Annotated in this window: 23 protein-coding genes; 15 read left to right on the top strand and 8 right to left on the bottom strand. The window is 74.2% G+C overall.

Features of this window, described 5'->3' with window-relative positions; all coding sequences use genetic code 11:
- Positions 1-51 precede the first annotated feature (51 nt).
- Complete coding sequence (locus ACI79G_RS15270; RefSeq protein ID WP_456881966.1) at positions 52-753, bottom strand: DUF4230 domain-containing protein; 702 nt, start codon at positions 751-753, stop codon at positions 52-54.
- Between the two features lie 133 nt (positions 754-886).
- On the opposite strand from ACI79G_RS15270, the gene ACI79G_RS15265 reads away from it, so the two are divergent.
- The 4 genes from ACI79G_RS15265 to ACI79G_RS15250 all read left to right on the top strand — a co-directional run bounded on the left by ACI79G_RS15265 (position 887) and on the right by ACI79G_RS15250 (position 4,620).
- Positions 887-1,825 (top strand): NADP-dependent oxidoreductase, encoded by a 939-nt coding sequence (locus ACI79G_RS15265; RefSeq protein ID WP_456881965.1) that lies wholly within the window; start codon positions 887-889, stop codon positions 1,823-1,825.
- 95 nt (positions 1,826-1,920) lie between these two features.
- Positions 1,921-2,241, top strand: a complete 321-nt coding sequence (locus ACI79G_RS15260) for an EthD family reductase (protein WP_456881964.1) — start codon at positions 1,921-1,923, stop codon at positions 2,239-2,241.
- Entirely contained in the window at positions 2,238-3,788 is a 1,551-nt protein-coding gene (locus ACI79G_RS15255) for an acetolactate synthase large subunit (RefSeq protein WP_456881963.1), read from the top strand. Before ACI79G_RS15260 ends, ACI79G_RS15255 begins: the two co-directional genes overlap by 4 nt.
- A gap of 1 nt (position 3,789) precedes the next feature.
- Positions 3,790-4,620: an alpha/beta hydrolase gene (locus tag ACI79G_RS15250; RefSeq protein WP_456881962.1), complete on the top strand. Its 831-nt coding sequence runs from the start codon at positions 3,790-3,792 to the stop codon at positions 4,618-4,620.
- A 14-nt stretch (positions 4,621-4,634) separates the two neighbouring features.
- Here the strand turns inward: ACI79G_RS15250 and ACI79G_RS15245 are convergent, their stop codons facing one another.
- A complete protein-coding gene (locus ACI79G_RS15245; protein WP_456881961.1) occupies positions 4,635-5,294 on the bottom strand; it encodes a class I SAM-dependent methyltransferase in 660 nt (219 codons plus the stop codon).
- A 199-nt stretch (positions 5,295-5,493) separates the two neighbouring features.
- On the opposite strand from ACI79G_RS15245, the gene ACI79G_RS15240 reads away from it, so the two are divergent.
- Together ACI79G_RS15240 and ACI79G_RS15235 are read left to right on the top strand one after the other, a co-directional pair.
- Entirely contained in the window at positions 5,494-6,336 is an 843-nt protein-coding gene (locus tag ACI79G_RS15240; RefSeq protein WP_456881960.1) for a helix-turn-helix domain-containing protein, read from the top strand.
- 156 nt (positions 6,337-6,492) lie between these two features.
- Complete coding sequence (locus ACI79G_RS15235) at positions 6,493-7,125, top strand: hypothetical protein (RefSeq protein WP_456881959.1); 633 nt, start codon at positions 6,493-6,495, stop codon at positions 7,123-7,125.
- A 137-nt stretch (positions 7,126-7,262) separates the two neighbouring features.
- On the opposite strand, the gene ACI79G_RS15230 is transcribed toward ACI79G_RS15235, so the two are convergent.
- Complete coding sequence (locus tag ACI79G_RS15230) at positions 7,263-7,514, bottom strand: hypothetical protein (protein ID WP_456881958.1); 252 nt, start codon at positions 7,512-7,514, stop codon at positions 7,263-7,265.
- A gap of 436 nt (positions 7,515-7,950) precedes the next feature.
- Between ACI79G_RS15230 and ACI79G_RS15225 the strand changes: the two genes are divergently transcribed.
- The 5 genes from ACI79G_RS15225 (at position 7,951) to ACI79G_RS15205 (ending at position 14,435) form a co-directional block, all read left to right on the top strand.
- Entirely contained in the window at positions 7,951-8,529 is a 579-nt protein-coding gene (locus ACI79G_RS15225) for a hypothetical protein (RefSeq protein WP_456881957.1), read from the top strand.
- A 72-nt stretch (positions 8,530-8,601) separates the two neighbouring features.
- A complete protein-coding gene (locus ACI79G_RS15220; protein WP_456881956.1) occupies positions 8,602-9,105 on the top strand; it encodes an OsmC family protein in 504 nt (167 codons plus the stop codon).
- A gap of 145 nt (positions 9,106-9,250) precedes the next feature.
- Positions 9,251-11,407 (top strand): acyltransferase family protein, encoded by a 2,157-nt coding sequence (locus tag ACI79G_RS15215; RefSeq protein ID WP_456881955.1) that lies wholly within the window; start codon positions 9,251-9,253, stop codon positions 11,405-11,407.
- A gap of 320 nt (positions 11,408-11,727) precedes the next feature.
- Positions 11,728-13,344 carry a peroxidase family protein gene (locus tag ACI79G_RS15210; protein ID WP_456881954.1) on the top strand — a complete coding sequence of 539 codons (1,617 nt, stop codon included), beginning with the start codon at positions 11,728-11,730 and terminating at the stop codon, positions 13,342-13,344.
- A gap of 5 nt (positions 13,345-13,349) precedes the next feature.
- A complete protein-coding gene (locus ACI79G_RS15205) occupies positions 13,350-14,435 on the top strand; it encodes a catalase family protein (protein WP_456881953.1) in 1,086 nt (361 codons plus the stop codon).
- A 68-nt stretch (positions 14,436-14,503) separates the two neighbouring features.
- Here the strand turns inward: ACI79G_RS15205 and ACI79G_RS15200 are convergent, their stop codons facing one another.
- Positions 14,504-14,803: a hypothetical protein gene (locus tag ACI79G_RS15200; protein ID WP_456881952.1), complete on the bottom strand. Its 300-nt coding sequence runs from the start codon at positions 14,801-14,803 to the stop codon at positions 14,504-14,506.
- 203 nt (positions 14,804-15,006) lie between these two features.
- Here ACI79G_RS15200 and ACI79G_RS15195 point away from each other — a divergent pair, with 203 nt between their 5' ends.
- The 4 genes from ACI79G_RS15195 (at position 15,007) to ACI79G_RS15180 (ending at position 19,507) form a co-directional block, all read left to right on the top strand.
- A complete protein-coding gene (locus ACI79G_RS15195; protein WP_456881951.1) occupies positions 15,007-18,048 on the top strand; it encodes a BTAD domain-containing putative transcriptional regulator in 3,042 nt (1,013 codons plus the stop codon).
- Between the two features lie 121 nt (positions 18,049-18,169).
- Entirely contained in the window at positions 18,170-18,760 is a 591-nt protein-coding gene (locus ACI79G_RS15190) for an RNA polymerase sigma factor (protein ID WP_456881950.1), read from the top strand.
- A 98-nt stretch (positions 18,761-18,858) separates the two neighbouring features.
- On the top strand, positions 18,859-19,200 hold the full coding sequence (locus tag ACI79G_RS15185) for a hypothetical protein (protein ID WP_456881949.1): 342 nt from the start codon (positions 18,859-18,861) through the stop codon (positions 19,198-19,200).
- Positions 19,201-19,258: 58 nt separating this feature from the next.
- Entirely contained in the window at positions 19,259-19,507 is a 249-nt protein-coding gene (locus ACI79G_RS15180; protein ID WP_456881948.1) for a hypothetical protein, read from the top strand.
- Positions 19,508-19,668: 161 nt separating this feature from the next.
- Here ACI79G_RS15180 and ACI79G_RS15175 read toward each other — a convergent pair whose 3' ends face one another.
- The 4 genes from ACI79G_RS15175 to ACI79G_RS15160 all read right to left on the bottom strand — a co-directional run bounded on the left by ACI79G_RS15175 (position 19,669) and on the right by ACI79G_RS15160 (position 23,218).
- A complete protein-coding gene (locus ACI79G_RS15175; protein ID WP_456881947.1) occupies positions 19,669-20,754 on the bottom strand; it encodes a hypothetical protein in 1,086 nt (361 codons plus the stop codon).
- Between the two features lie 11 nt (positions 20,755-20,765).
- Positions 20,766-21,593, bottom strand: coding sequence for a hypothetical protein (locus ACI79G_RS15170; protein ID WP_456881946.1), 828 nt, complete (start codon positions 21,591-21,593; stop codon positions 20,766-20,768).
- 685 nt (positions 21,594-22,278) lie between these two features.
- On the bottom strand, positions 22,279-22,833 hold the full coding sequence (locus ACI79G_RS15165) for a hypothetical protein (protein ID WP_456881945.1): 555 nt from the start codon (positions 22,831-22,833) through the stop codon (positions 22,279-22,281).
- A 250-nt stretch (positions 22,834-23,083) separates the two neighbouring features.
- Positions 23,084-23,218 (bottom strand): helix-turn-helix domain-containing protein, encoded by a 135-nt coding sequence (locus ACI79G_RS15160; RefSeq protein WP_456881944.1) that lies wholly within the window; start codon positions 23,216-23,218, stop codon positions 23,084-23,086.
- Positions 23,219-23,351: the final 133 nt, after the last annotated feature.

Below are 23,351 nucleotides of genomic sequence, written 5' to 3'. Positions count from 1 at the left end.
TCCCGCTGCCCACGATGCGGGGCAGGGGGAGAGGTCGCCGGGGGTCCTTCCTCAGCCCTCCTCGTCGGCGGGCTCGTCGAAGGTGACCTCGACCTGCTGGACGCCGAGCGAGCGGGCCAGGCCGGTCAGCATGTCGCGGGTGTTGGCCTCGGCGCGCTCGCGCAGGTCGCTCTGCGCGGCCGCGGTGGCCAGCCGGTCCTGGGCCAGCGCGTACAGCTCGCTGTCGTCGACCGGGTTGTCGCCGAGGGCGTCCCCGACCCGCTCGACCAGCCCGCGGTCGCGGTCGAGCACGCGGCTCGCCGCCGGGTCGATGCGCACCTCGCCCAGCCGCGGGGCGGGCAGCGCGATGGTCGCCGAGGTGCCGTCGGGGGACAGGGTGACCCGGCCGGTGTCCAGGCCCGCGAAGTCGACGTAGGCGTCGGCGGTGCCGGTGGCCAGGAAGCTCACCGACTCGCCGCTGATCACCGAGGGGACGTAGCGGGTGTCCACCTCGCGCTCGACGACGACCTGGAAGGTGCCGGTCGCGGCGTGGTACTCGGAGAGGTCCTCGAGGGCCAGCATCAGCGGGGGAGTGCTGGTGTCGACGACGTCCTGGCCGAACGGCCGGTCGGGCAGCCAGTCGGCCACCTGGAAGCCGGCGGGCACGAGCAGCGCCAGGCCGATCCCGGCCGCCACCAGCCTCGGGCGGAGGCGACGCCGCCGGCGCGGGGCCGGGTCGAGCGAGACGGGGCGGGACGGCAGCAGCGTGGGCATGCTCGGCCTCTCGGGTCGGGGGCGGGCGTGCGGTGCTCTGACCGTTCAGCGACCGGCCGGCGCGCGCCATTCCCGACACGCCTGCGGCACCCCCGCGGGACACGGCCGGCCGGCGTCGACGAGGCTCTCGGACATGAGAGCTGTCGGGGTGACCGAGTTCGGGGGGCCGGAGGCCCTGCACGTCGTCGACGTCCCGCCGGAACCGCTGGGGCCGGGACAGCTGCGGCTGCGGGTGACCGCGGCGGCGGTCAGCCCGACCGACACGCACCTGCGCGAGGGCGCCTACGCCGGGCGGGACCCGGTGCAGCAGTTCCCCTACGTGCCGGGGATGGACGCCGCCGGGGTGCTCGCCGAGATCGGCCCGGACACCGACACCGACCTGCAGGTGGGCGACCGGGTGATGGCCGTCGTCGTCCCCTCGGGTGCGCACGGCGCCTACCGCGAGGACCTGGTGCTGCCGGCCGGCTCGGTGGTCCGCGCGCCGGCCGGCAGCACCGACGCCGAGGCCTCGACCCTGCCGATGAACGGGCTCACCGCGCGGCTGGCGCTGGACCTCATGGGGCTGCAGCCGGGCCAGGTGCTGGCGGTGACCGGCGCGGCCGGGGCGTTCGGCGGTTACGTCGTCCAGCTGGGCAGGGCGGACGGGCTGACCGTGGTCGCCGACGCGTCCGAGGCCGACGAGCAGCTGGTGCGCGAGCTGGGTGCCGACGTGGTCGTCCGCCGGGGGGACGACGTCGCCGCGCGGATCCGCGAGCAGTTCCCCGAGGGCGTCGACGGGCTGGCCGACGGCGCGGTGCAGGACGCGCTGGTGCTGCCCGCGGTGCGCGACGGCGGCGCGGTGGCGACCGTGCGCGGCTACCGGGGCACCGGCGAGCGCGGCCTGCGGGTGCACCCGACGCTGGTGCGGCGGGTGGCGGAGGACCGGGCGGCGCTGGACCGGCTGCGGCAGCAGGCCGAGGACGGCGTGCTGACCCTCCGCGTGGCCGACGTGCTGCCCGCCGAGCAGGCCGCCGAGGCGCACCGGCGGCTGGCGCGCGGCGGCGTCCGCGGACGGCTGGTGCTCACCTTCTGAGGTCGGGGTCCCGCGGTGGCGGGAGGCCGTCCCGTCCTGCCAGGGTGGGGGCGGTCCCGGGCAGCGGAGCCCGGCGTGGTGCGGAGGTGTGGCAGATGGTGCACAGACTCGTCGTCAGCTACGGACAGCCCGGCGACCCGGCGGCGTTCGACGCGTACTACCGCGACACGCACGTCCCGCTGGCCACGAAGCTGCCCGGCCTGGTGCGGTACACCCTCGGCCACCCGCAGCCCCTGGACCCGTCGCAGCCCGCGCCGTACCTGGTGGCGGAGCTCGACTTCGAGTCCGAGCAGGAGATGGGTGCCGCGTTCAACTCCGCGGAGGGCAAGGCGGCCGCCGACGACGTCGCCAACTTCGCCACCGGCGGCGCGACCATGACGCACTACGAGGTGGACGAGGTGCACGCCGCCCGGTGAACGGCGCCCAGGCACTCATCCGCACCCTCGTCGGCGCGGGCGTCGACGTCTGCTTCGCCAACCCCGGCACGTCGGAGATGCACTTCGTCGCGGCACTCGACGACGTCCCCGAGATGCGCGGCGTCCTGACGCTGTTCGAGGGCGTCGCGACCGGCGCCGCGGACGGCTACGCGCGCATGGCCGGGAAGCCGGCGGCCACGCTGCTGCACCTGGGCCCGGGGCTGGGCAACGGCCTGGCCAACCTGCACAACGCCCGCCGCGGCCGCGCGCCGGTGGTCAACGTGGTCGGCGACCACGCCCGCTCGCACAAGCGGCTGGACGCACCGCTGGAGTCCGACCTCGACGCCCTGGCCGGCGCGGTGTCGGGCTGGCTGCGCCGCTCGCTCTCGCCGGCCGACGTCGCCGCCGACGCCGCCGAGGCGGTCGCCGAGTCGGCCCGCCGCGGTATCGCCACGCTGGTGCTGCCCGCCGACGTCTCGTGGGAGGACGGCGCCGAGCCGGCCGAGCCGCAGCCGGCGCGCCCGGCTCCGCAGGTGGCGCCGCCGGTGGTGGACGACGTGGCCGCGGTGCTGCGCTCCGGCGAGCCCACCGTGCTGTTCCTCGGCGGGGACGTCGTCGCCAGCGAGGAGGCGCTGCTGGCCGCCGGGCAGGTCGCCGCGGGAACCGGCGCGCGGCTGGTGGCCGAGACGTTCTCGGCGCGGGCGGTGCGCGGCGCCGGTCTGCCCGACCTCCCCAAGCTGCCCTACCCGCCGGAGATGGCGATCGCCGCGCTGGCCGGCACCCGCCACCTGGTGCTGGCCGGGGCCACCTCGCCGGTGCACTTCTTCGGCTACCCGGGGGTGCCCGGGACGCCGGTGCCCGAGGACTGCACGGTGCACGTGCTGTCCGCGCCCGGTGAGGACGGCGTCGCGGCGGTGCGGGCGCTGGCCGAGGTCGCCGCACCGGGCGTGCGCGCCGAGGTGCTGGAGGCCTCGCGGCCCGAGCTGCCGACCGGCGAGCTGACGCCGCGGGCGATGTCGGCCGTCGTCGGGGCGCTGCTGCCGGAGCGGGCGATCGTGGTCGACGAGGTGCTGACCTCCGGGGTCGGGCTGGCCGAGCTGACCGCCGGGGCGCCGCGGCACGACTGGCTGGGGCTGACCGGCGGTGCGATCGGCGACGGGCTGCCCATGGCCGTGGGCGCCGCGGTGGCCTGCCCGGACCGGCCGGTGCTCGCGCTGCAGGCCGACGGCAGCGCGATGTACACGATCCAGGCGCTGTGGACGATGGCCCGCGAGCAGCTCGACGTCACCGTCGTCGTCTGCGACAACGGCTCCTACGCGATCCTGGAGCACGAGCTGTCGCGGGTGGGTGCGGCCGAGGACGGCAAGCGCGCCGGCGAGCTGCTGCACCTGGGCGGGCCGTCGCTGGACTTCGTCGCGCTGGCCACCGGCATGGGGGTGCCCGCGACCCGGGCCACGACCGCCGAGGAGCTGGCCGAGCAGCTGCGCGCGGCGCTGGCCGCCCCGGGTCCGCACCTGGTCGACGCGGTGCTGCCCGGCCGCAGGTGAGGTGGTCGCGCGGGGCCCGGTGCGGCGCCTGGTCCGCGCGGGCGTCGTCGTCGCCGTCGTCCTGGTCGTGCTGAGCGGTCTGCTGTGGGGGCTGCAGCGGCGGCTCGTCTACTTCCCCGACGACGGCCCGGTGCCCGCGGCGGCCGCGGTGCTGCCCGGTGCGAGGGACGTCGTCCTGGAGACCTCGGACGGGCTGCGGCTGGGGGGCTGGTTCGTGCCCGGCCCCGACCCGGGGGCACCCGCCGTGCTGGTGGCCAACGGCAACGGCGGGCACCGCGGGCTGCGGGCGCCGCTGGCCGCGGCGCTGGCCGGGAGGGGGCTGGCGGTGCTGCTGTTCGACTACCGCGGCTACGGCGGCAACCCCGGCAGTCCGAGCGAGGAGGGGCTGGCGCGGGACGTGCGCGCCGCCCGCGCCTCCCTGCTGGAGGAGGCCGGGGTGCCGCCGGACCGGGTGCTCTACCTCGGCGAGAGCCTGGGCGCGGCCGTCGTCACCGAGCTGGCGACCGAGCACCCGCCGGCCGGGCTGGTGCTGCGCTCGCCGTTCGTCGACCTCGCCGCCGTCGGCGCCGAGCACTACCCGTTCCTGCCGGTGCGCGCGCTGCTGCGCGACCGGTACCCGGTGGCGGAGCGGGTCGCGACGATCCGGGTGCCGACCACGGTGGTGCTGGGCGGAGCCGACTCGATCGTGCCGCCGGCGCAGAGCCGCGCCGTCGCCGCGGCGGCGGCCGGCCTGCACCGGCTGGTGGAGGTCCCCGGCGCCGACCACAACGACCGCGTGCTGTTGGACGGCGACGCGCTCGTGGACGCGGTCGTGGAGCTGGCCGGCCGCTGACGAGGCCGGTCCCCTCAGGTGGTCGCGCGGTAGAGGGTGTACCGGCCGACCCAGCGGTGGACGTCGGAGCCGGTCTCCACGACCTCGGCGAAGCCGGCCCGGCGGAGCAGGCCCGGGACGTCGTCGACGGCGTGCTCCCGGGTGAACCGGTGCCGGTGACCGGAGTCGCCGGACCCACCGACGTCCACCAGGTGCAGCGCACCCCCGGGCCGCAGGACCCGGAGCACCTCGCGCATGGCCGGCTCCCGCTCGCCGTCCGGCACGTGGTGCAGCATGAACGAGGACAGGACGACGTCCACGCTGTCGTCGGCGTAGGGCAGCTCCTCGGCGTGGCCGCGGTCGAGCTGGACGGTCAGCCCGCGGCGGCGGGCCTTGCGGTGGGCGCGGGCGAGCGCGGCGAGGTCGGGGTCGAGTCCGACGACGACCGCCGCGGGCTGGTCCCGCTTGGCCGCGAGCAGCAGATCGCCGGTGCCGCAACCGATCTCCAGCACGCGCTGGCCGGGCCGGAGGCCGGCCTGGTCGAGCAGCTGCCGGCGGATCCGCCGCACGCCGAGCAGCCGGTTCAGCGGGTCGTAGAGGGGCAGCAGCCACGCGTGCCGCATCCCGGGCAGGAAGTCGCGCTCGCCGCCGGTCACCGCCGTCCGCGTGCCCGTGCTGCCGGTCGTGCCACCCATGCCGACCTCCTCCGTCGTGCACGATGTTCCGGTCGTCACCGCTACTCTCGGCGGCCACGGGCGTGACGACAAGGGCGGGACATCGGTCGCGATGGGACCATCTTCGGGACCTCGGCGGCCCGTCGGCCGGCCGCTGACCGGGCGCCGGGTCGACGGTGCGCCGGTCTACGGGTACGAACGGGTCGCGGGGCGGCCGCCGGTGACCGTCACCGGCCACGGGGGGACCCGCGGGCCCGCCGGGGGCCGGCTGCACGGGGCGCACGCGCACGACTTCCTCGTGCTGAGCCTGGTCGAGCGGGGCGCCGGGCGGCTGTGCCTGGACGGCCGGTGGTGGGAGGTCACCACCGGGGAGCTCCTCGTGGTCGCTCCGGGGGAGGTGGTGACCCCGGAGTGGAGCGGGGACGCGGCCGAGGCGGCGGTGTGGTCGGCCCTCTTCCCGCCGGACGCGGTGGAGCGGCGCAGCCCCGGCTCGTTCGGGTCCTGGCGGGCACACCCGCTGCTGTTCCCGTTCGTCGGCCACCGGGCCGGTGGGGTCCAGCGGCTGTCGGTGCCCGAGGCGGACCGGCCCGCGTGGGCACGGCGGTTCGCCGAGCTGGACCGCGAGCTGGAGGAGCGGCGGGAGGGGTACGCCGAGGCCGCGCTGGCCCGGCTGACCCTGCTGCTGGTGGAGCTGGCCCGGCTGGCGGCCGACGTCCCGGGCTCCCTGCGGCTGCGCGACGACCCGCTGCTGGCCGCGGTCTTCGACGTCATCGAGCGCCGGTACGCCGAGCCGATCTCGTTGCGCGAGGTGGCCGACGCGGTGGGGCTGTCCGCGGGGCACCTGACGACGGTGGTCGGCCGGCGCACGGGGCGGACGGTGCAGCAGTGGATCACCGAACGGCGACTCGCCGAGGCCCGGCGGTTGCTCACCGAGACCGACCTGACGGTGCAGGCGGTGGCCGGCCGGGTGGGCTACGCCGACGCGGGCTACCTGATCCGGCGGTTCCGCGCCGCGCACGGCGTCCCGCCGCAGGAGTGGCGCCGGGCGGGCCGCTCGCACTGAGGGAGGGCCGACCGCTGACGCCGCCGGGCGGTAGCCGCGGACGCACAGCGGGGCACGGAACGCGCGGGTTCCGCGTCGGCGTGGTGCGACACGCATGCCCACCTGCGGGTTCTCCCTAGGCTGCGCCGCCTGTGCCCGGCTCGTCGAGGAGGCGTCATGCGGAAGGTGCTGGTAGGGACGGCGGCAGCGGCGGTGGTCCTGTCCGGGGGTGCGGCCTCCGCGGCCGAGGACCCGGCGGCGGGCGGGGACGACGGCTGGGCACCCGTGCCCGAGGAGTACTGGGCGCCCTTCGACCTGGAGGTCTGCGGCTCGACGGTGACGATCACCGGCGGCGACGTCCGCGAGGCCGAGGTGCGGACCGAGGTCCTCGACGACGGGTCCACCTTCACCGAGTACCGCGGCGGCCAGACGGTCGACATCACCCGCCGGTCCGACGGCGCGACGATCGACGAGCTCGACATCTCCGGCGACACGTGGGAGCTGGTGTCGGCCGACGGGACCGAGGTGCTCGTCGAGCTCGAGGGCCCGTCGCTCGTCTGGGCCGTGAACGACGTCGAGCGGGCGGACGCCGACGAGGCCGGCCAGCCGTACTTCCTGTACTACGAGGAGGGGACGGTCCTGCTGCGGCTGGAGGTCGACCCGGCGACCGGCGAGTCCCTCGCCGCGGACACGCTGCGCACCGACGTGGCGGAGGAGGACGAGGTCGACCTGTGCGCCGTCCTCGACGAGGTCGCCGCCGACCCGGGCGACCCGGGCGACGACTCCGGGCACGGCGAGCGCGACGACTGAGCCGTTCCGACCCGCGGGAGCGCGGTGCTCGTGCTCTGCGTGCCCCTCGCACGCAGAGCACGAGCACCGGGGTGCACCCCTCCGCGACTCGTCAGCCAGGGGCTACGCCGCCGGCCTGTCCACGGCCGGGAGACCCCTCACACGCAGACCCAGACGTAGTACCAGTTCCCCCAGGCGTCCACGTACCACTCGTAGTAGCAGCTGGTGTCCGGTTGCGCGGAGGAGGCCTCGGTCGTCGTGCTGGTGCTGTCGGACGCCGGCGCCGCGACGGCGACGCTCTGGTCGGCCGTGGTGGCAGCCATCGCGCTCGCGCCCGGCAGCAGCACGCCGCCGATGCCCAGGGTGGTCGCGGTGGCGGCCAGGACCAGGTGTCGCTTGGAGAGGGCCATGGTTCCTCCAGGTCGTCCGGGGGCAGGGCAGGATCGGCCCTGCTCGTGGTGGGGGATGTGTCGAGCGAGTGCTGATCGCCCGGGTCGACACTCCCTCCGCGGTGGATCGGAGTGCCGTTCCGTTCCTGCGTGACCAGAATCCGGCTGACGACTCGACCGCTGAATGGAGCTGTCCCCCCGATCGACGGGACGGCTCCCCCGACCGGCCGGATGCCGACCCCCGGGGTGGACCCCAGGGGAGCGGTGGTGCGACGTGGGCCCCGGCCTCGCCGGCGTGGGACGGCCGACGACCGGCCCCGGCGGGTAGCCGCCGCCGCACCGTCGGGGACGGAACGCGGGGGTCCCCGCACACCACGGTCCTACGACCGGCGCGGGCTGCCGCACCCCTCCCTACGCTCCGCCGCCGAGGAGCCGACTCGGCGAGGAGGTGGTCGCGGTGCGACGAGTCCTGGTGGGAACGGCGGCGGCGGTGATGGTCCTGTCCGGAGGCGCGGCCTCCGCGGCGGACGCCCAGCCACCCGGGGACGACGAGGGCTGGGTCCCCGTCCCGGAGGAGTTCTACGCGCCGGTCGACGTGGAGGCCTGCGGATCGGTCGTCACGGTCACCGGAGGGGACGTCCGCGAGGCGGAGGTGCGGCAGCAGGTCCTGGACGACGGCAGCACGTTCCTCGAGTTCCGCGGCGACCGGACGGTCGACCTCACCCGGCAGTCCGACGGTGCCACCATCGACGAGCTGGGCGTCTCGGGTCGCAGCTGGGACCTGGTGTCCCCCGACGGCAGCGAGGTGGTCGCCGAGCTCGGCGGGCCGTTGGTGGTGTGGGCCGGCAACGACGTCGAGCGGGCGGCCGCGGACGAGGCCGGCCTGCCGCACCTGATGTACGTCCAGGAGGGCACCATCCTGCTGCGCCTGACGGTCGATCCCGCGACCGGGGAGTCCACGGCCGTGGACGGCCTCCGGCTCGAGGCCGACGTCGTGGACCTCTGTGGCGTCCTGGACGAGGCTGCCGGCGACTGAGCGGCCCGCCCACGTGGCAAGCGCCCCTCCCGGCCGCCAGCATGGGGGCCTCGACGACAGGGGGAGGCCGGGATGGACGCCGCAGCGCTGCGCGACCTGCAGGCACCGCTCAAGCAGCAGTACCGCGACGACCCGGCGTCGGCCTGCGTGAGCATGCACGCCGAGGCCGCCTTCGCCGACCCGGGCGTCACCTGCACCGTGCAGACCTGGGCCGGGCCCGCCCGGGCCGGGCTGCACACCTCCACGGGCGGCGACGGCAGCGACGCCTGCTCCGGCGACATGCTCCTGCAGGCGCTGCTGGCGTGCGCGGGGGTGACGATGCGCAGCGTGGCCACGTCGATGGGCGTGGAGATCCGCTCGGCCCGGCTGACCGCACGCGGCGAGATGGACGCCCGCGGGACGCTCGGCGTCTCCAAGGAGGCACCGGTCGGGATGGGGACGATCACCGTCGACGCCGAGCTGGACACCGACGCCGACGACGCCACCCTCGCGAAGCTGGGCCAGCTGACCGAGCGCTACTGCGTGGTGGCCCAGACGCTGGCGCAGCCGCCGCACCTGACCGTCCGCCGCGCCTGAGCACGGGCCCCTCCCTCCAGCGGGTCAGACCTCCCGCCTGACGCTTCCCCGGCCGCTGGCCGGCTTGGTCGACTGCCGTCCAGGGCTGACCGAGCGCGGCCCGCGGGCTGCCGCCGGGACCGGCGGGACGACACGGGGGAGCGGGATGACGGCGACAGCTGTGCCGGTCGAGCGGACGGCGGTCCGCGGGGGAGCCGCACGACCCGCGGCCCCGGAGCACGGCTTCAGGCGTGACGTCGAGGGCCTGCGCGCCGTCGCCGTCGGCCTGGTCCTCCTCGACCACGTCCTCGGCTGGCCGTCGGGCGGGTTCGTCGGTGTCGACGTCTTCTTCGTCATCTCCGGCTTCCTCATCACCGGGCTGCTGGTGCGGGAGCGGCAGCGGACGGGACGGATCTCCTTCCGCGCCTTCTACGTGCGCCGGGCGCGTCGGCTGGTGCCCGCGGCGGTGTCGACGCTGGTCGTCACCACGCTGGCCGCCTGGGTGCTCTTCGTGGACGGCCGCTTCCGCAACACCGTCACCGACGGTCTGTGGGCACTGTTCTTCGGCGCCAACGTCAACTTCGCCCGGCAGGGCACCGACTACTTCCAGACCGACGCGGCGCCCTCGCCGTTCCAGCACTTCTGGTCCCTGGCCGTCGAGGAGCAGTTCTACCTGCTCTGGCCGGTGCTGGTCCTCGCCGTCTTCGCGCTCACGGTCGGCCGGCGGCGGGGACGCACCACCGTCCTCGGGCTGGCGATGCTGGCGGTGACGGCGGCGTCGTTCGCCTGGTCGCTGCACGCGACGAGCACCTCGCCGGAGACCGCCTACTTCTCCACCCTCACCCGCGCCTGGGAGCTGGGGGTCGGCGCGCTCGTCGCGGTCACCGCTGCAGGGCTGCACCGTCTCCCGGCGCGGCTGCAGGCCGTGCTCGCCTGGGCGGGTCTGGCCGGCGTCGTCGCCTCGGCGTTCCTCATCACCGCGACCACACCGTTCCCGGGGTCGGCCGCGGCACTGCCGGTCCTGTCGACGGCACTGCTCGTCGCCTTCGGGGCGGCACCCGGCGGGCCGGGTGTGCGGTGGGCGCTGGGCAGCGCGCCGGCGCGGTTCCTCGGCCGGATCTCCTACTCGCTCTACCTGTGGCACTGGCCGGTGGTCGTCGTCCTCGCCGCCGTGCTGGACCCGGAGTCGGTGGTCTACCACGCCGTCGTCCTCGCGCTGTCGCTGTCGCTGGCCACGATCTCCTTCCACGTGGTGGAGCAGCCGGTGCTGCACTCGCGGTGGCTGCTCCCGCGGGCGCAGCGCCGCACCCGGCACCCGGCAGCCCCGGGCGTCTTCCGACGGGCCCGGGCGGTCGCCGGCGGCTCGGTGGCCACGGCGATCGTGCTCGCCGCCGGGCTGCTGCTGGTCTCCCCGCCCGGGCAGCTCGACGCCCGGGCCGTGGCCGCGGCCGACGCCGCCCTCCAGGCCGAGGCCGAGGCGCGCGCGGCCGCGTCGGACGGCGGCACGGCCGAGGACCCGCTGACCCGCGAGATCCGTGCGGCGTCGGTCGCCCTCACCTGGCCCACCGACCTCTCGCCGAGCCTCGACGACCTGCCCGACTACCTGCGCACGCAGTGGTCGGAGGGCTGCTTCGACGTGCGCCCGGACAACGTGGCCGAGTGCGTCTACGGCGATCCGGCCGCGCCGCAGCGGGCCGTCGTGCTCGGTGACTCCATCGCCGGCGCCTGGCTGCCCGGGATCGTCTCGGGCCTGACCCCGCGGGGCTGGTCGGTGCAGACGCTGTCGATGGGCCGCTGCCCCAACGTGCTGGAGATGACGCTGGCCGGCGGGCAGCCGTTCACCGAGTGCTCCGACCACCGGCAGTGGGCACTGGGCTGGATCGCGCAGAACAGCCCGGACCTGGTCGTGCTCAGCAACGCCTACGACGTCGAGCTCGCCGATCCCGCACTGGACCGGGCGGCGGTCTTCCGCGACGGGCTGACCTCGATGGTCCGGCAGATCCAGGCCTCCGGTGCCCGGGTCGTCGTCCTCGGGGCGCCGCCGGAGACGGGCAACCTGCAGTCGTGCGCCAACGGGCTCAGCGAGCCCGCCGACTGCGCCGAGTCGCCCAGCCGGTCCTACCTGGCCTCGCTGTCGATCGAGGCCGAGGTCGCGCAGGCGACCGGCGCGACGGCGGTCGACCCGCAGCGCTGGTTCTGCGTCGACGACCTCTGCCCGCCGTTCGTCGGTGGCACGCCGGTCTTCGCCGACGGGGTGCACATGACGGCCGAGTACTCGGAGCGGATCGGCGGGTCCGTGGCCGCGGCGCTGCTGGAGAGCTGACGGCCGGCCCGTCCGCGCCTGACCGTCCGCCACGCCGGACACGAGGCTGCGCGTCCTCGGCCCCTGCCCACCATCCGGGGCAACGGGCGAGCGTCCCAGCCCCCCGTCGGGTGCCGAGCCACGCCCGTCCCGCCCGTCGAGGTGACCTCGGCCCGGGCTGCTCCCGTGCCCCGGTGCACCGCGGCGGACCCGGTGACGGCGCGGTGACGGCGTGGTGACGCCACCTCCGAAGACTCCGTGGACCCGCGCGCCGAGGACGGTGCCGTCCGGGATCAGGGGTCGGCTGGAGCAGCCGTGACGACGAGCGGAGGACCGAGGCGATGAGCGTTCCGGCGGTTCCGGCGACCGCAGCGCGCCGGTCGTACTGGCGCACGAACGGCTGGCGCAACGGCTCCGAACTCTGGGCGGTCACCCATCTGGAGCCCCTGTGGACGCTGCTGCGACGGCTGCCCGGCGTCCGGTCGGCGACCAACCGGCTGCTCATCAACCGGTTGGTCTACAAGCTCGACACCCGGCCGAACATCTTGAGCACGAAGACCCCGTACACCTCGTGGGAGTCGCTCACCGATCGGACGTACAGCGCCCGGCACCTGCCGCCGGACAACCGGCTGCAGCATCGGCTGCCGCCGGAGGCGTCGGTCGCGGAGCTGTTCCGCAGGGAGGAGCCGCGGGAGTCGGCGAAGTCGACCCTGCTGTTCTCCCACTTCGCCCAGTGGTTCGTCGACGGCTTCCTCCGCACGGACCCCGACGACGTGACGCGCAACACCTCCACCCACGACATCGACCTGAGCCAGCTCTACGGCCAGACCGAGGACGTGACCGACCTGCTGCGGACCCACTGCTGCGGCCGGCTCAAGAGCCAGCAGATCGACGGCGGCGAGTTCCCGCCCTACTACTTCGGCCGGGACGGGCGGGTCAAGCCGGAGTTCGAGGGTCTCCCGCTCAGCTACCCCGGCGCCGACCGGAAGGCCGTGGAGCTGGGGGAGCTGAGCGAAGCCCAGAAGCGGAACCTGTTCGCCCTCGGCATCCCCCGGGGCAACATCCACTACGGCTTCGTGATGCTCAGCACGCTGTTCCTCCGCGAGCACAACCGCCTCGCCGACCTCATCTCGGCCGAGCACCCCGACTGGGACGACGAGCGCGTCTTCCAGGCAGCCCGCAACACGCTGATCGTCATCCTGATCAAGATCGTGATCGAGGACTACATCAACCACATCACGCCGTTCCACTTCAAGCTGTTCGTGGAGCCGGGGATCGGCGTCCGGGAGGAGTGGTACCGGCAGAACTGGATGTCCATCGAGTTCGACCTGCTCTACCGCTGGCACCCCCTCGTCCCCACCGAACTGGTCGTCGGTGGGGAGCGACGCGCGGCCGACGGCGTCCTGTGGCAGACCGACATCGTCACCGAGAAGGGGCTCGCCGCGCTCTTCGACGAGGCGTCGCGGCAGCCGAGCACCGAGATCGGGATCCGGAACACGGCCAAGTTCCTGCTGGACGTCGAGGAGCGCACGATCGCCATCGGCCGGACGGCGGCACTGGCCGGTTTCAACGACTACCGCGAGGCCTGCGGCTACCCGCGGCTGCGGTCCTTCCGCGACTTCTCCGCCGACCCCGAGGTGGGCCGGGCGCTGGCCGCCCGGTACCGGTCGGTGGACGACGTCGAGCTGTACGTCGGACTCTTCGCGGAGGACGTCCGGCGGAACTCCGCGCTGCCCACGGTGATGGGCACGATGGTCGCAGTGGACGCCTTCTCCCAGGCGCTCACCAACCCGCTGCTCGCGCCGAGCGTCTTCAACGCCTCGACCTTCTCCGGAGCCGGGATGCGGGCGATCGAGCGGACCAGTCGCCTGCAGGACCTCGTCGACCGGAACACCCCCGGCGAGGACACCGAGCCGCTGGTCACCTTCACCCGCACCGCCTCGGCGGCGACACGGTGACCCCCGTGACCACAGCGCGGCCCTACGTGCGCTACCGGGCGGACCTCGAGCAGCCGTTCCCGGACGAGGAGGAGATCGTCCGCCGGATCCTCGGGGCGATGGAGCGCACCAACCGCCAGGTCTCCGCCAAGTACAGGCACGGCCTGCGTGACGCGCACGCCAAGAGCCACGGCATCCTCGCCGGCGAGCTGCGCATCGAGCCGGACCTGCCCGCGCACCTCGCCCAGGGCCTGTTCGCCGCCCCTCGCACGTATCCGGTCATCGTGCGCTTCTCCACCTCGCCCGGTGACCTGCGTACCGACCGGGTGCCCGCCCCGCGCGGGATGGCCATCAAGGTCATCGGCGTGGACGGTCCCCGGGCCATCGAGGACGGCGCCACCACGCAGGACTTCCTCCTGGTCAACCACCCGACCCTGCCCTTCGGCACGGTCGGCGCGTACGTGGAGCTGCAGAAGGTGCTCGAGCGGCAGCACCGCCAGAGCGACCTGCGGCAGCGGTCCACCAGGCTGGTCGCCCGAGTGCTCACCCGCCTCCGGTTCCCGCTCCCGCGGATCGCCGAGATCCTGGCCACGCCGAACCACCACATCCTCGGGGAGACCTTCCACTCGATGGCGGCCCTGCGCTACGGCGACCACGTCGCCAAGATCTCGGCCGCCCCGCTGTCCGAGGACGTGCGGGCGCTCACCGGCCGGCCCGTGGGCAGGCGCGCCGGGGAGTCGGCGCTGCGGGACCTGGTCGCGGACTTCTTCGCCCACCACAGCGCCGAGTACGAAGTGCGCGCCCAGCTGTGCGTCGACGTCGAGAAGATGCCGATCGAGGACGTCTCGAAGCGCTGGCCGGAGGAGTTGTCACCGCACCACCGGGTCGCGGTCCTGCACCTGCCGGCCCAGGACCCGTACAGCGACGCCCGTCGCCGCTACGCCGACGACGTCCTGTCGTTCAGTCCGTGGCACGCGCTGGAGGCCCACCGGCCCCTGGGCTCGATCATGCGTTCCCGTCGCGCGGCGTACGAGCGGTCCAGCGGCTTCCGGCACACGGTGAACGGGGTGCAGGCGGGGGAGCCGGCGAGCATCGAGGAGCTCCCGGCCTGACGGCGCTCGCCCCGGACGGCCCGCTCCGCGCAGTGGGCCGCACGTCGGCGGTGGTCTCGCCCCGCGCCTCAGGTCGCCGTCGACCCGGTGCGGGAGCGGCCGGGTCGCGAGCCGGGCTCGCAGGGGATCGGGGCTCCGGCGGTCGACCCGAGGTGCCGGGCGAGGTCGCGCACCGTGACGACCACGTCGAGCCAGCAGAACGCGGCCCGCCCCGCGGCGACGACGTCCTCCAGGGAGAGCTCGGCGGGCCGCTCGTCCTGCGCGGCGGACGTCGACGCCTCCGCGCAGTCGGCCTCCGGATCCAGCACCTCGGTCAGGAGCGTCATCAGCTGGTCGTCGTCCCACCGGTACCCGTCGTTCTCGTCCACGACCGCCTCCCTCCGGCACCCGGCCGCACACCCGCAGACCGCAAGACCGTAGAACGCCAGGTCAGGGTCCCGACGAGGTCCGTACCCCACAGAGGCACGAGCCCCCCGTGCTGATACACCGCCCCGCCGGACGATCGCTAGCGGCGCATCAGCCGGAACGAATGCGGGTGTGCCGACGGTCGCACCGTGCCTACAGTCGGCTCATGAGCCGGGCGCTCCGGTACGCACCGCCCCTCGCGAACCGTGACCTGATCGTGCGTCCCCGGCTGCTCGACGTCCTGCGGAGCCGCTTCGAGCGCCCCCTCACCGCGGTCGTCGCACCGGCCGGCTTCGGCAAGACCTCGCTGCTGGGACAGGCCGTCAGCGAGAACGCCCTCTCGCCCGCGGGGGAGGACCGCTGGCTGACCTGCCAGCTGGACGACACCACGCTGTCTGTCCTGGCCTCCGGCGCCTTCGCCGCCGTCGGGCTCTCCGCCCCGGTGCCGGAGGACCCGCGGCAGGCCGCGGTCGCGGTGGCCGAGGCGTTGTGGAGCGCGGCTCCGCGCCACGTGGCCCTCATCCTCGACGACGTGCACCTGGTGCTGCCGGGGTCGCCGGCTGCGGAGTTCCTCCGCCACCTGGTCGGGGAGCTGCCGAGGAACGGGCACCTGGTCCTCGCCTCCCGCCCGCCGCTGCCGCTGTCGGTCTCCCGGCTGGTGGCCAGCGGCGACGCCGTGGTCCTGCGCGAGACCGACCTGCAGTTCCGCGAGGACGAGGTGGCCGCGTTCGCCGAGTCCCGCGGCGTGCCGCCGGAGCTGCTCGACGACGTCGGCGGCTGGCCGGCCCTCGCCGAGCTGACGGCCACGGCGGGGCCCTTCGCCGTCAGCGGGTACGTCTGGGAGGAGCTGCTCGCCCAGCTGTCACCGGAGCGCCGCCACGCGCTCGCGCTGCTGGTCGCCGTGGGCGGCGCGGACGAGGAGATCGCCGCGGCGCTGCTGGGTGAGGACGTGGACCTGCGGACCCTGCTCGAGGGGCTGCCGCTGGTCGTGCGCTCCCCCTCGGGGTGGTGGTCGCTGCACGGGCTGTGGGCTGCTGCCCTGCAGCACCACCTCGACTCCGGGCAGGTGGCGGAGGCGCGGCGGACCGCGGCGGCCGTCCTGAGCGGCCGCGGGCAATACCAGGAGGCGATGGGCCTGCTGCTCGACGCCCGGGCGTGGGAGGACGTCCGCCGGCTCGTCGTCGAGGTCTGCGAGTGCTGCACCGCCCTGGTGCCGGCCGGCGTCCTCGAGGGGTGGCTGCACCGGCTGCCGCCCGAGGTGCAGCAGAGCCCCGAGGGGCTGCTGCTGGCGGCCATGGCGGCGGAGCAGGCCAACCCGGGCGCGGCCGAGGAGTTCCTGGTGCAGGCGCTCGAGGGTGCGCACGGGGCCCCCGCTGTGCGCTACGCGTGCCTGAACGCGCTGGTGCACCTGGCGTTCTGGGGCAACGACCGTCGGCGGCTGGAGTTCCTGCTGGAGGAGCTGGAGGAGCTGGCGAGGGAGGGGCACCCCGGGGCCGCGGCGTTCGTCGCGCTGCTCCAGGGTGTGCTGGCGCACTCGGTCGACGAGGTCCGCTCGGCGCTGGCGGCCCCGGGGCTGTCGACCCGGACACCGCCGAACCCGGTGCAGGACTGGCTGCACGCCCACCTCGTCCTGCTCAGGCTGGGCGACGCCGCGGCCGGCGAGGTGTTCGCCCGCCGGTCGCTGTCCCACCCGGCGACCCCGGTGCACGGCATCTCACGGTGCCTCCTCCTCGAGTCCTTCCGGCTGCGGGGGCGCCTGGAGGAGGCCGAGCGGCAGCTGCCGTACCTGCTCACCGACATGCAGCCCAAGGTGCTGACCTCGCCGGAGCTGGTGACCTGTGCGGTCTCCGTGCTCGACGTCCTGGGGCGGCACGAGGAGGCGGGGGAGCTCCTCGGGAGGTTCCGGCCCGTCCTCGGCGCCTCCCTGGTCGCCTGGGCCCCCCTCGCCCGGACGCTGGCCGAGGCCTTCCACGCCCTGTCGACGGGGGACGAGCAGCAGGCGGCGGCCTCCCTGCGGTCGATCGTCCCGTCGAACGGTGGGCGCCTCTCGGGTGCGCTGCGGGCCTCCCCGGTCGCGCTGCCGCTGCTCTACGTGCTGGTGCCCGAGGTCAGGGCACGCTGGGACGCCGACCCGCCGCCCGGCTCCCTCGCCGCCCTGCACGCCGGGGCCCGGGCGCTCGTCGAGCTGCGCGAGCGCGGGTCGACGGCCGCGGCCGGCGCCGTCCCGCCCAGCGCCTGGCCGGTCCTGCGCGCCCTCCTGCCGGTGCCCTGGACGGCGCAGCTGGCCCTGGGGCTGGTCGCCGCCGGTCAGGACGGCGCACGGGCGATCGTCGAGGACCTCGGTCCCGCCGCCCGGGCGACCCTGCGCGCCCAGGCCGCGACGGCACCCCCCACCCTGGCGGCCACCGCCCGCTCGCTGCTGCGCGCGATCCCGGCGGTGCCGACCGCCCGGTTGCACCTGCGCGTCCTCGGCCCGCTCGAGCTCCGCCGCGACGGCGTGGTCGTCGCCGCGCCGGAGCTGCGCCGCGAGCGGGTGCGCCAGCTCCTCGGCTACCTGCTCACCCACGACCGGCCGACCCGGACCGCCATCACCTCGGAGCTGTGGCCCGACCTCGACGACGCCGCGGCCGGCCGCAACCTGCGCGTGACCCTCGCCTACCTGCAGAACGTCCTCGAGCCCGACCGCGGTGAGCTCGACCCGCCGTACTTCCTCCGCAGTGCTGGCCCGGTGCTGCACCTGGTGACCGACGGCGCGCTGGAGATCGACGTGCTGCAGTTCGAGCGGGCCCTGGACGAGGCCGCCCGGCTGGAGCGCCAGGGCGCGCCCTCGGCTGCACTCTCCGCCTACCTGCAGGCGGCGGAGCTGTGGAGCGGAGACCTCCTCGCCGACGTGGCCGGCGGCACCTGGCTGGAGTGGGAGCGCGACCGCCTGCGCAGCCGGTTCGTCTCGAGCGCCGTCCGGGCCGGCAACCTGCTGCTGGCGCGGGGGGACACCACGACGGCCCGGACCCTCGCCCAGCGAGCCCTCCGGGCCGACGACTGTGCCGAGGACGCCCACCAGCTGCTCGTCGCCGTCCACCTCGCCGACGGCGACCTCGTCGACGCCCACCGCGCCCTGCGTCGCTGCCAGCAGATGCTGCGCGAGCTGGGCGTGCCACCCCAGCCGCGCACCCGCGCGCTCGCGCAGCGGCTGACCCCCCGCGGCTGAGAACTGCCCGCTCCTCCTGGCTCTCACCAGCGGCTTCGTCCGGCTGGCGCTCCGCTAGCGCGGCCTCCCGAACCTCTCCCGTGTCGGCGCGACGCGCCGAGCGGACGAGAGGAACAGGGACATGGAGCCTGCCGAGGTCACCGTGCTGGTCCACCGCGCTGCCGAGGGCGACCCGGCGGCCTGGGACGCGATCGTCGACGAGTACGCCGGCCTGCTGTGGTCGGTCGTCCGCGGGTTCCGGCTCAACGACGCGCAGGCCGCGGACGCGGTGCAGACGACGTGGCTGAGGCTGGTCGAGCACATCGCCGACCTCAGGGAACCCGGGCACGTGGCGGGGTGGCTGAAGACGACCGCCCAGCGGGTGTGCCTGCAGGTGATCCGGCAGGGTGGCCGTGAACAGCTCACCGACTGGGACGAGGACCGCGGCGCCGGGAGCGGCGTCCGGGACGACGGCCCCGACGAGGACGGGCCCGAGGTGTCCGCGCTGCGGCGAGAGCAGCAGGAGCTGGTCCGTCGCGCGCTGGCCGACCTCCCCGACCGGCACCGGCAGCTGATGGAGCTGCTGCTCGCGTCTCCCGCGATCAGCTACCAGGAGATCGGCGCCCGCCTGGGCATGCCGGTCGGCAGCATCGGCCCGACGCGCGCCCGGATCCTCGCTCGCCTGCGGGAGTCGCTGGCCACGGCCGGGCTCCAGGACCTGGCCCTGCGGTGACCCTGCGGATCGACGTGCTCGCCCCACCCGGCGCCGGGTGACACCCGACCGGGTGGGGCAGCGCGTCCGTCGTCCACAGATCGTGGCGACGCCGGCCCATGACCCAGCTCGTCCGCCTACTGTCCGTCGTCGTCCTGACCGGGCTCGACGATGACGGGGGTGCCGTGCCGACCGCGACCAGTGCACTGGAGGTCGTCGACGGCGAGGTGCGCGAGCTGATCCGCCGCCGTGGGCTGGACCCGTTCACCGACCCCGGGCCGGTGCGCCTGCTGGTGCGCGACGTGGTCGCGGACTACTCCGAGCGGTCGCTGACCTCGGCGCTGCCGCCGATCGGCGATGCGGACGCGGTGGTGCGGGACGTGCTGGACCGGGTGGCCGGGTTCGGGCCGCTGCAGCGGTGGCTCGACGACCCGGAGGTGGAGGACATCTGGGTCAACTAGTGCGTTGAGGCGTAACCGCAGGTCAGCGCGTCACTGAACCCTCTCGGTCCGCCACCTGGTGCGGACGTGGTGGGCCGACGCCGCGGGTGTGGGGGACGCCATCGATGAGGTCGCCGAGCTGGTCGACGGCTTCGGTGTCTGGACGCTGCACGTGCGCAACGCCTTCGCGCCCATCCCCAAGCCGATGGAGGCCGAGCAGCTGCCGGACCTGCTGGCCACCGCCGACGCCGCGGTGCAGGCGTACAACCGCGGCCGTGGCGACGGCCAACGTGCGCTGGCGCTGCCCCGGCGGCTCCCGCGGTGGTGAACCGCGTGATGGAGTTGTGCCCGTAATGCCGCCGGATGGTCACCGCTGAGGCGCGCGCGGCCAGACAGCTGCATTTCAGCAACAAGTGCGTTGCACCGCAGTGACTTGCTGACTGCATGAGGGCCAGCTCCAGCAGCCAGGGAAGTTGGAGGATGCTGTATCTACTCGGAGCCCGCTGGGGTGGATGTGTCCGACGTTGCGCCCGTCCCGCCGGTGTCATCGGGCGCGGTGCCGTTCCCGCCGGAGTCATCGAACGCGGTGCCGCCGACGACGATCAGGCTGCGATCCGCCCCCGTTCCGCCCAAGGCTATGCCGCCTCGATGTTCCCCCTCGTCCGGCGGGGTCGCGATGATTGTCACGCTGCAGGGCGGGCCGGGAAATGTGGCTCCCGTGCAGGTCTCCTCCTGGACGCGGAAGGCATCGCCAGCCACGAATACGCCTGTAATCTTGACCTCGTCGATGTATTCGCTGATTGCGCCGACCTGCAGTCGCCGCGAGACAGAGGTTCCGGCTGGCGTGCGACCGAAGTCGTATGGGGGAAGCCCCGTAAAAGCCGCTCCGATTACCACGTCATTTTCCGCCGTCGGCCCCCCGCCGCCGTTGCCCCCGCCGTCGTTGCCCCCGCCGTCGTCGCCGTCGTCGTTGCTCCCGCCCCCGCCGTCGTCGCCGTCGTCGTTGCTCCCGCCGCCGCCGTTGCTCCCGCCGCCGTCGTCGTTGCTCCCGCCGTCGTCGTCGCTCCCGCCGCCGCCGTTGCTCCCGCCGCCGCCGTTGCCGCCGCCGTCGTCGTTGCTCCCGCCGCCGCCGTTGCTCCCGCCGCCGTCGTCGTTGCTCGCGCCGTCGTCGTTGCTCCCGCCGCCGTCGTCGTTGCTCCCGCCGCCGCCGTCGTCGTTGCTCCCGCCGTCGTCGTTGCTCCCGCCGCCGCCGTCGTCGTTGCTCCCGCCGTCGTCGTTACTCCCGCCGCCGCCGTTGCCGCCGCCGTCGTCGTCGCTCCCGCCGTCGTCGTTGCTCCCGCCGCCGCCGTTGCCGCCGTCGTCGTCGCTCCCGCCGTCGTCGTTGCTCCCGCCGTCGTCGTTGCCGCCGCCGTCGTCGTTGCTCCCGCCGTCGCTGCCGCCGCCGTCACTACTTCCGCCGTTGCTTGCCGTCGTTGCCGTCGCGGCCGCATTGGGAAGGTCGTTGTCGGATTCCTTGTCCTCGGCGCAGGCAGCGAGGCTCATCACCAACACCGTGGCCAAGATGAAGTCCTTCATACGCGCGATCATCATCGCCCTCCAGGGGCAAACTCGACCCGAACCTCCGGGCTGTCGGGAATGACGAGAACCGTCCCGGTGGCCAGGGTCCAGTCGTCAGGCAGGAGGAAATACTTGTCGTCCGAGCGGATAAGGAGCCTGAGTTGGCTGTACCGGTAGAGGTAACGACCGCCTTCTGCTGCATCCAGCTGTGCCGTAGTTGCGACGGCGGGGTCAATGGCGAGCGGGCGCTCGCTGTACACGGTCACCCTCGGCTGCAGTGTCAGCGATGCTCCGAGCTGCTGAGCCCGTCCCCGGCCAAGCGCGTCGGCGTAGAGCGACGCGGCCCAGAAGAGGCTCAGGATGACGAGACCGCCAACGGCCACCGTGCTGATTTGCGCCGAGCGTGCAGCCGGTACCTCCGGCGGAGGTAACCACCGAACGGCATATGCCGTCACTAGCGGACCGCTGGCCAGCAGCACTGGAGGAAGCAGGTACCAGTCAATCGGGGGAGGCAACGCACGGAACACGCCATATGCTCCCGCGACGCCGAGCGAGACACCGGCGACGCCGACTAAGCCAACGCCCCAGCGAAATGGCTTCTCTGTGCCCCACCTGCCGGCGAGACGGTGCGCCACGATGTGCAGCGCCACACCGCTCAGCATGGCGAGGAATAGCACGATGAGCGGGACAATCCCCGCCTCGACGCCCCGGATCAGATAGTCGGTGGTCGAGAAGCCCAACGTTCCTGTGCCCAAACCGAAGTAGCTGGCCCGGGCGTCGACGAGTTCGAAGCCGAACCAGAACAGCAGCGCGGTGACCAGCGTGGTCGGCGGGACAACCAGGGAGAGCAGTTCCAACGCCTGCCGAGCGTGCCCAGCGGAAGCATCCGGCGCCAAGCGCCGCGCGTCCCCCGCCAGCTTCCCTGGAGGCGGCCTGGTTCGGCTTCTCAATTTTCGGTCACGGGCCAGCATCACGCCTCGGTCTGCACTTGGGGGCGGGACTCGGCCGCTCGATGTCCGGTCCGTCCCGTGGAAGGGGGCCAGCTCCACCGGAGTAGGCCGATGGAGACAGATGCATCGGACAACTCCCCCGTCGGCTAGCGGTCGAGTATCGCGATGTGCCGTCACCAGAACGTCACCGAACGGGGAGGGGCGACGACTGGTCCGCAGCTGGCCGAACGCAGGGCGGACAGGATGAGGGAAGCCGCCATCAACACGACTTCAGCCGTTGTGCATGTCCGTGACCCTGGGGTCCCCTCCCCTCCCGGGGGCCTGCTGAAGCCCGCTGCGTGTAGCTCCGCTTCTCTCCCCACCCAGATCTAGGGGCCCTTCGCCGCCGGGGGACCGGCAAGGGGAGGGCCTCAACCCAGGCCAAGGCCGAGCTGGCCAATCGGTGACGGCCAGCTACGACCGGGGTGCCATCAGCCCGTGGCCAGCGTGAGTGGTGGCCGTGGTGCTCGCTGGAGTGCGCGCCCCGCTGGGTGTGGCGGCCGCGCGTGGACCGGAGGGAGCCCGACCCGCAGGCTTTGGCCGCTGGCCGCTGTCAGGCCGGCTGGTTGCCCTCGTGTTGGGGCGTAGGCCTCTGCGGCACTGAAGGATTCACATGGGGCTGCAGGCGAGCGCGGACGAACCGCCCAGCCGTCCTGAGCCTCCTACGGGTCCCGACGAAGCGGCGAGGACGAACTCGCGACAGCTTGGCCCCTCGACGAACCCACCGCCGCCCCGCGGCATCGACGAAGCTAAGGGAGCGCACGGCGACGTCCTCGGTCGTCTCGTAGACCGTAATCGTCTCGTCGGGCCCCACGGCGTGCTCGTACCGGGGTTTGACGCGTCCGTCGGTCATGGCACCGAACGTCTTCGAGAGGATCACGCCCTTCCTGCGGTAGCCCGCGGTGATGCCGACCACGACATCTGTGCACGGCAGGTTGCTCGCGTTCTTGACGACCACGCGATGCGGCTCGGCGGATGTTCGGGACCTGATAACCCAGGCCGCGAGCAGGTCAGCCTGGCCGCGGACGCGCAGCCGGTAGTCGCGCCAGATCACCCAGAGCGTCAGCAGCACGGCGATTGCGCTGACGTAGACCGCGGGATTGCCCACGACTGAAGTGTCGAGGACGGCACGGGTGCAGCGCCTGATCGTGATCGCGACACGTGCATGGGTAGGTTCGCGGCACTCGTCGGTCCAGCGGAGGAGTTGGTGGGGCCTCCCTGCCGGGGCCTGAAGTGGACATCGCAGCGCATCGACTGGGTTGAGCCGGACCCGCAAGGCCCCGGCTGCTGCACTCCTCAGGACAGCTGTCCGGCCGCCGTCATGTGCCCGGCTCGCGCAGCACTGCGGCCCCTGAACCTCAGCAGTGGACACCGCGCCGGGTCAGGATGTTGCGCACGGCGCTGAACGAGCGGTCGGTGAGCTTGGTCAGCTCCCGTACTGACCCGCCGACGGCGTACTGCTCGACGATGAACGCCTCGACCCGCGCCGGCACCGTCGGATCCGGTCGCGGGCTCGCGGTGCCGGCAAACTCCGGCAGCGGTCGCAGCGGCGGGCGGGTAGGGCACCGGTGCACGCCAGCCGCGCGGCGCGCCTAGGCGGCATTACGCGTAGAGATGACGCGCCCT

The organism is Geodermatophilus sp. SYSU D00779, assembly GCF_054050595.1.
This window is presented reverse-complemented; position numbering and strand designations above follow the sequence as displayed.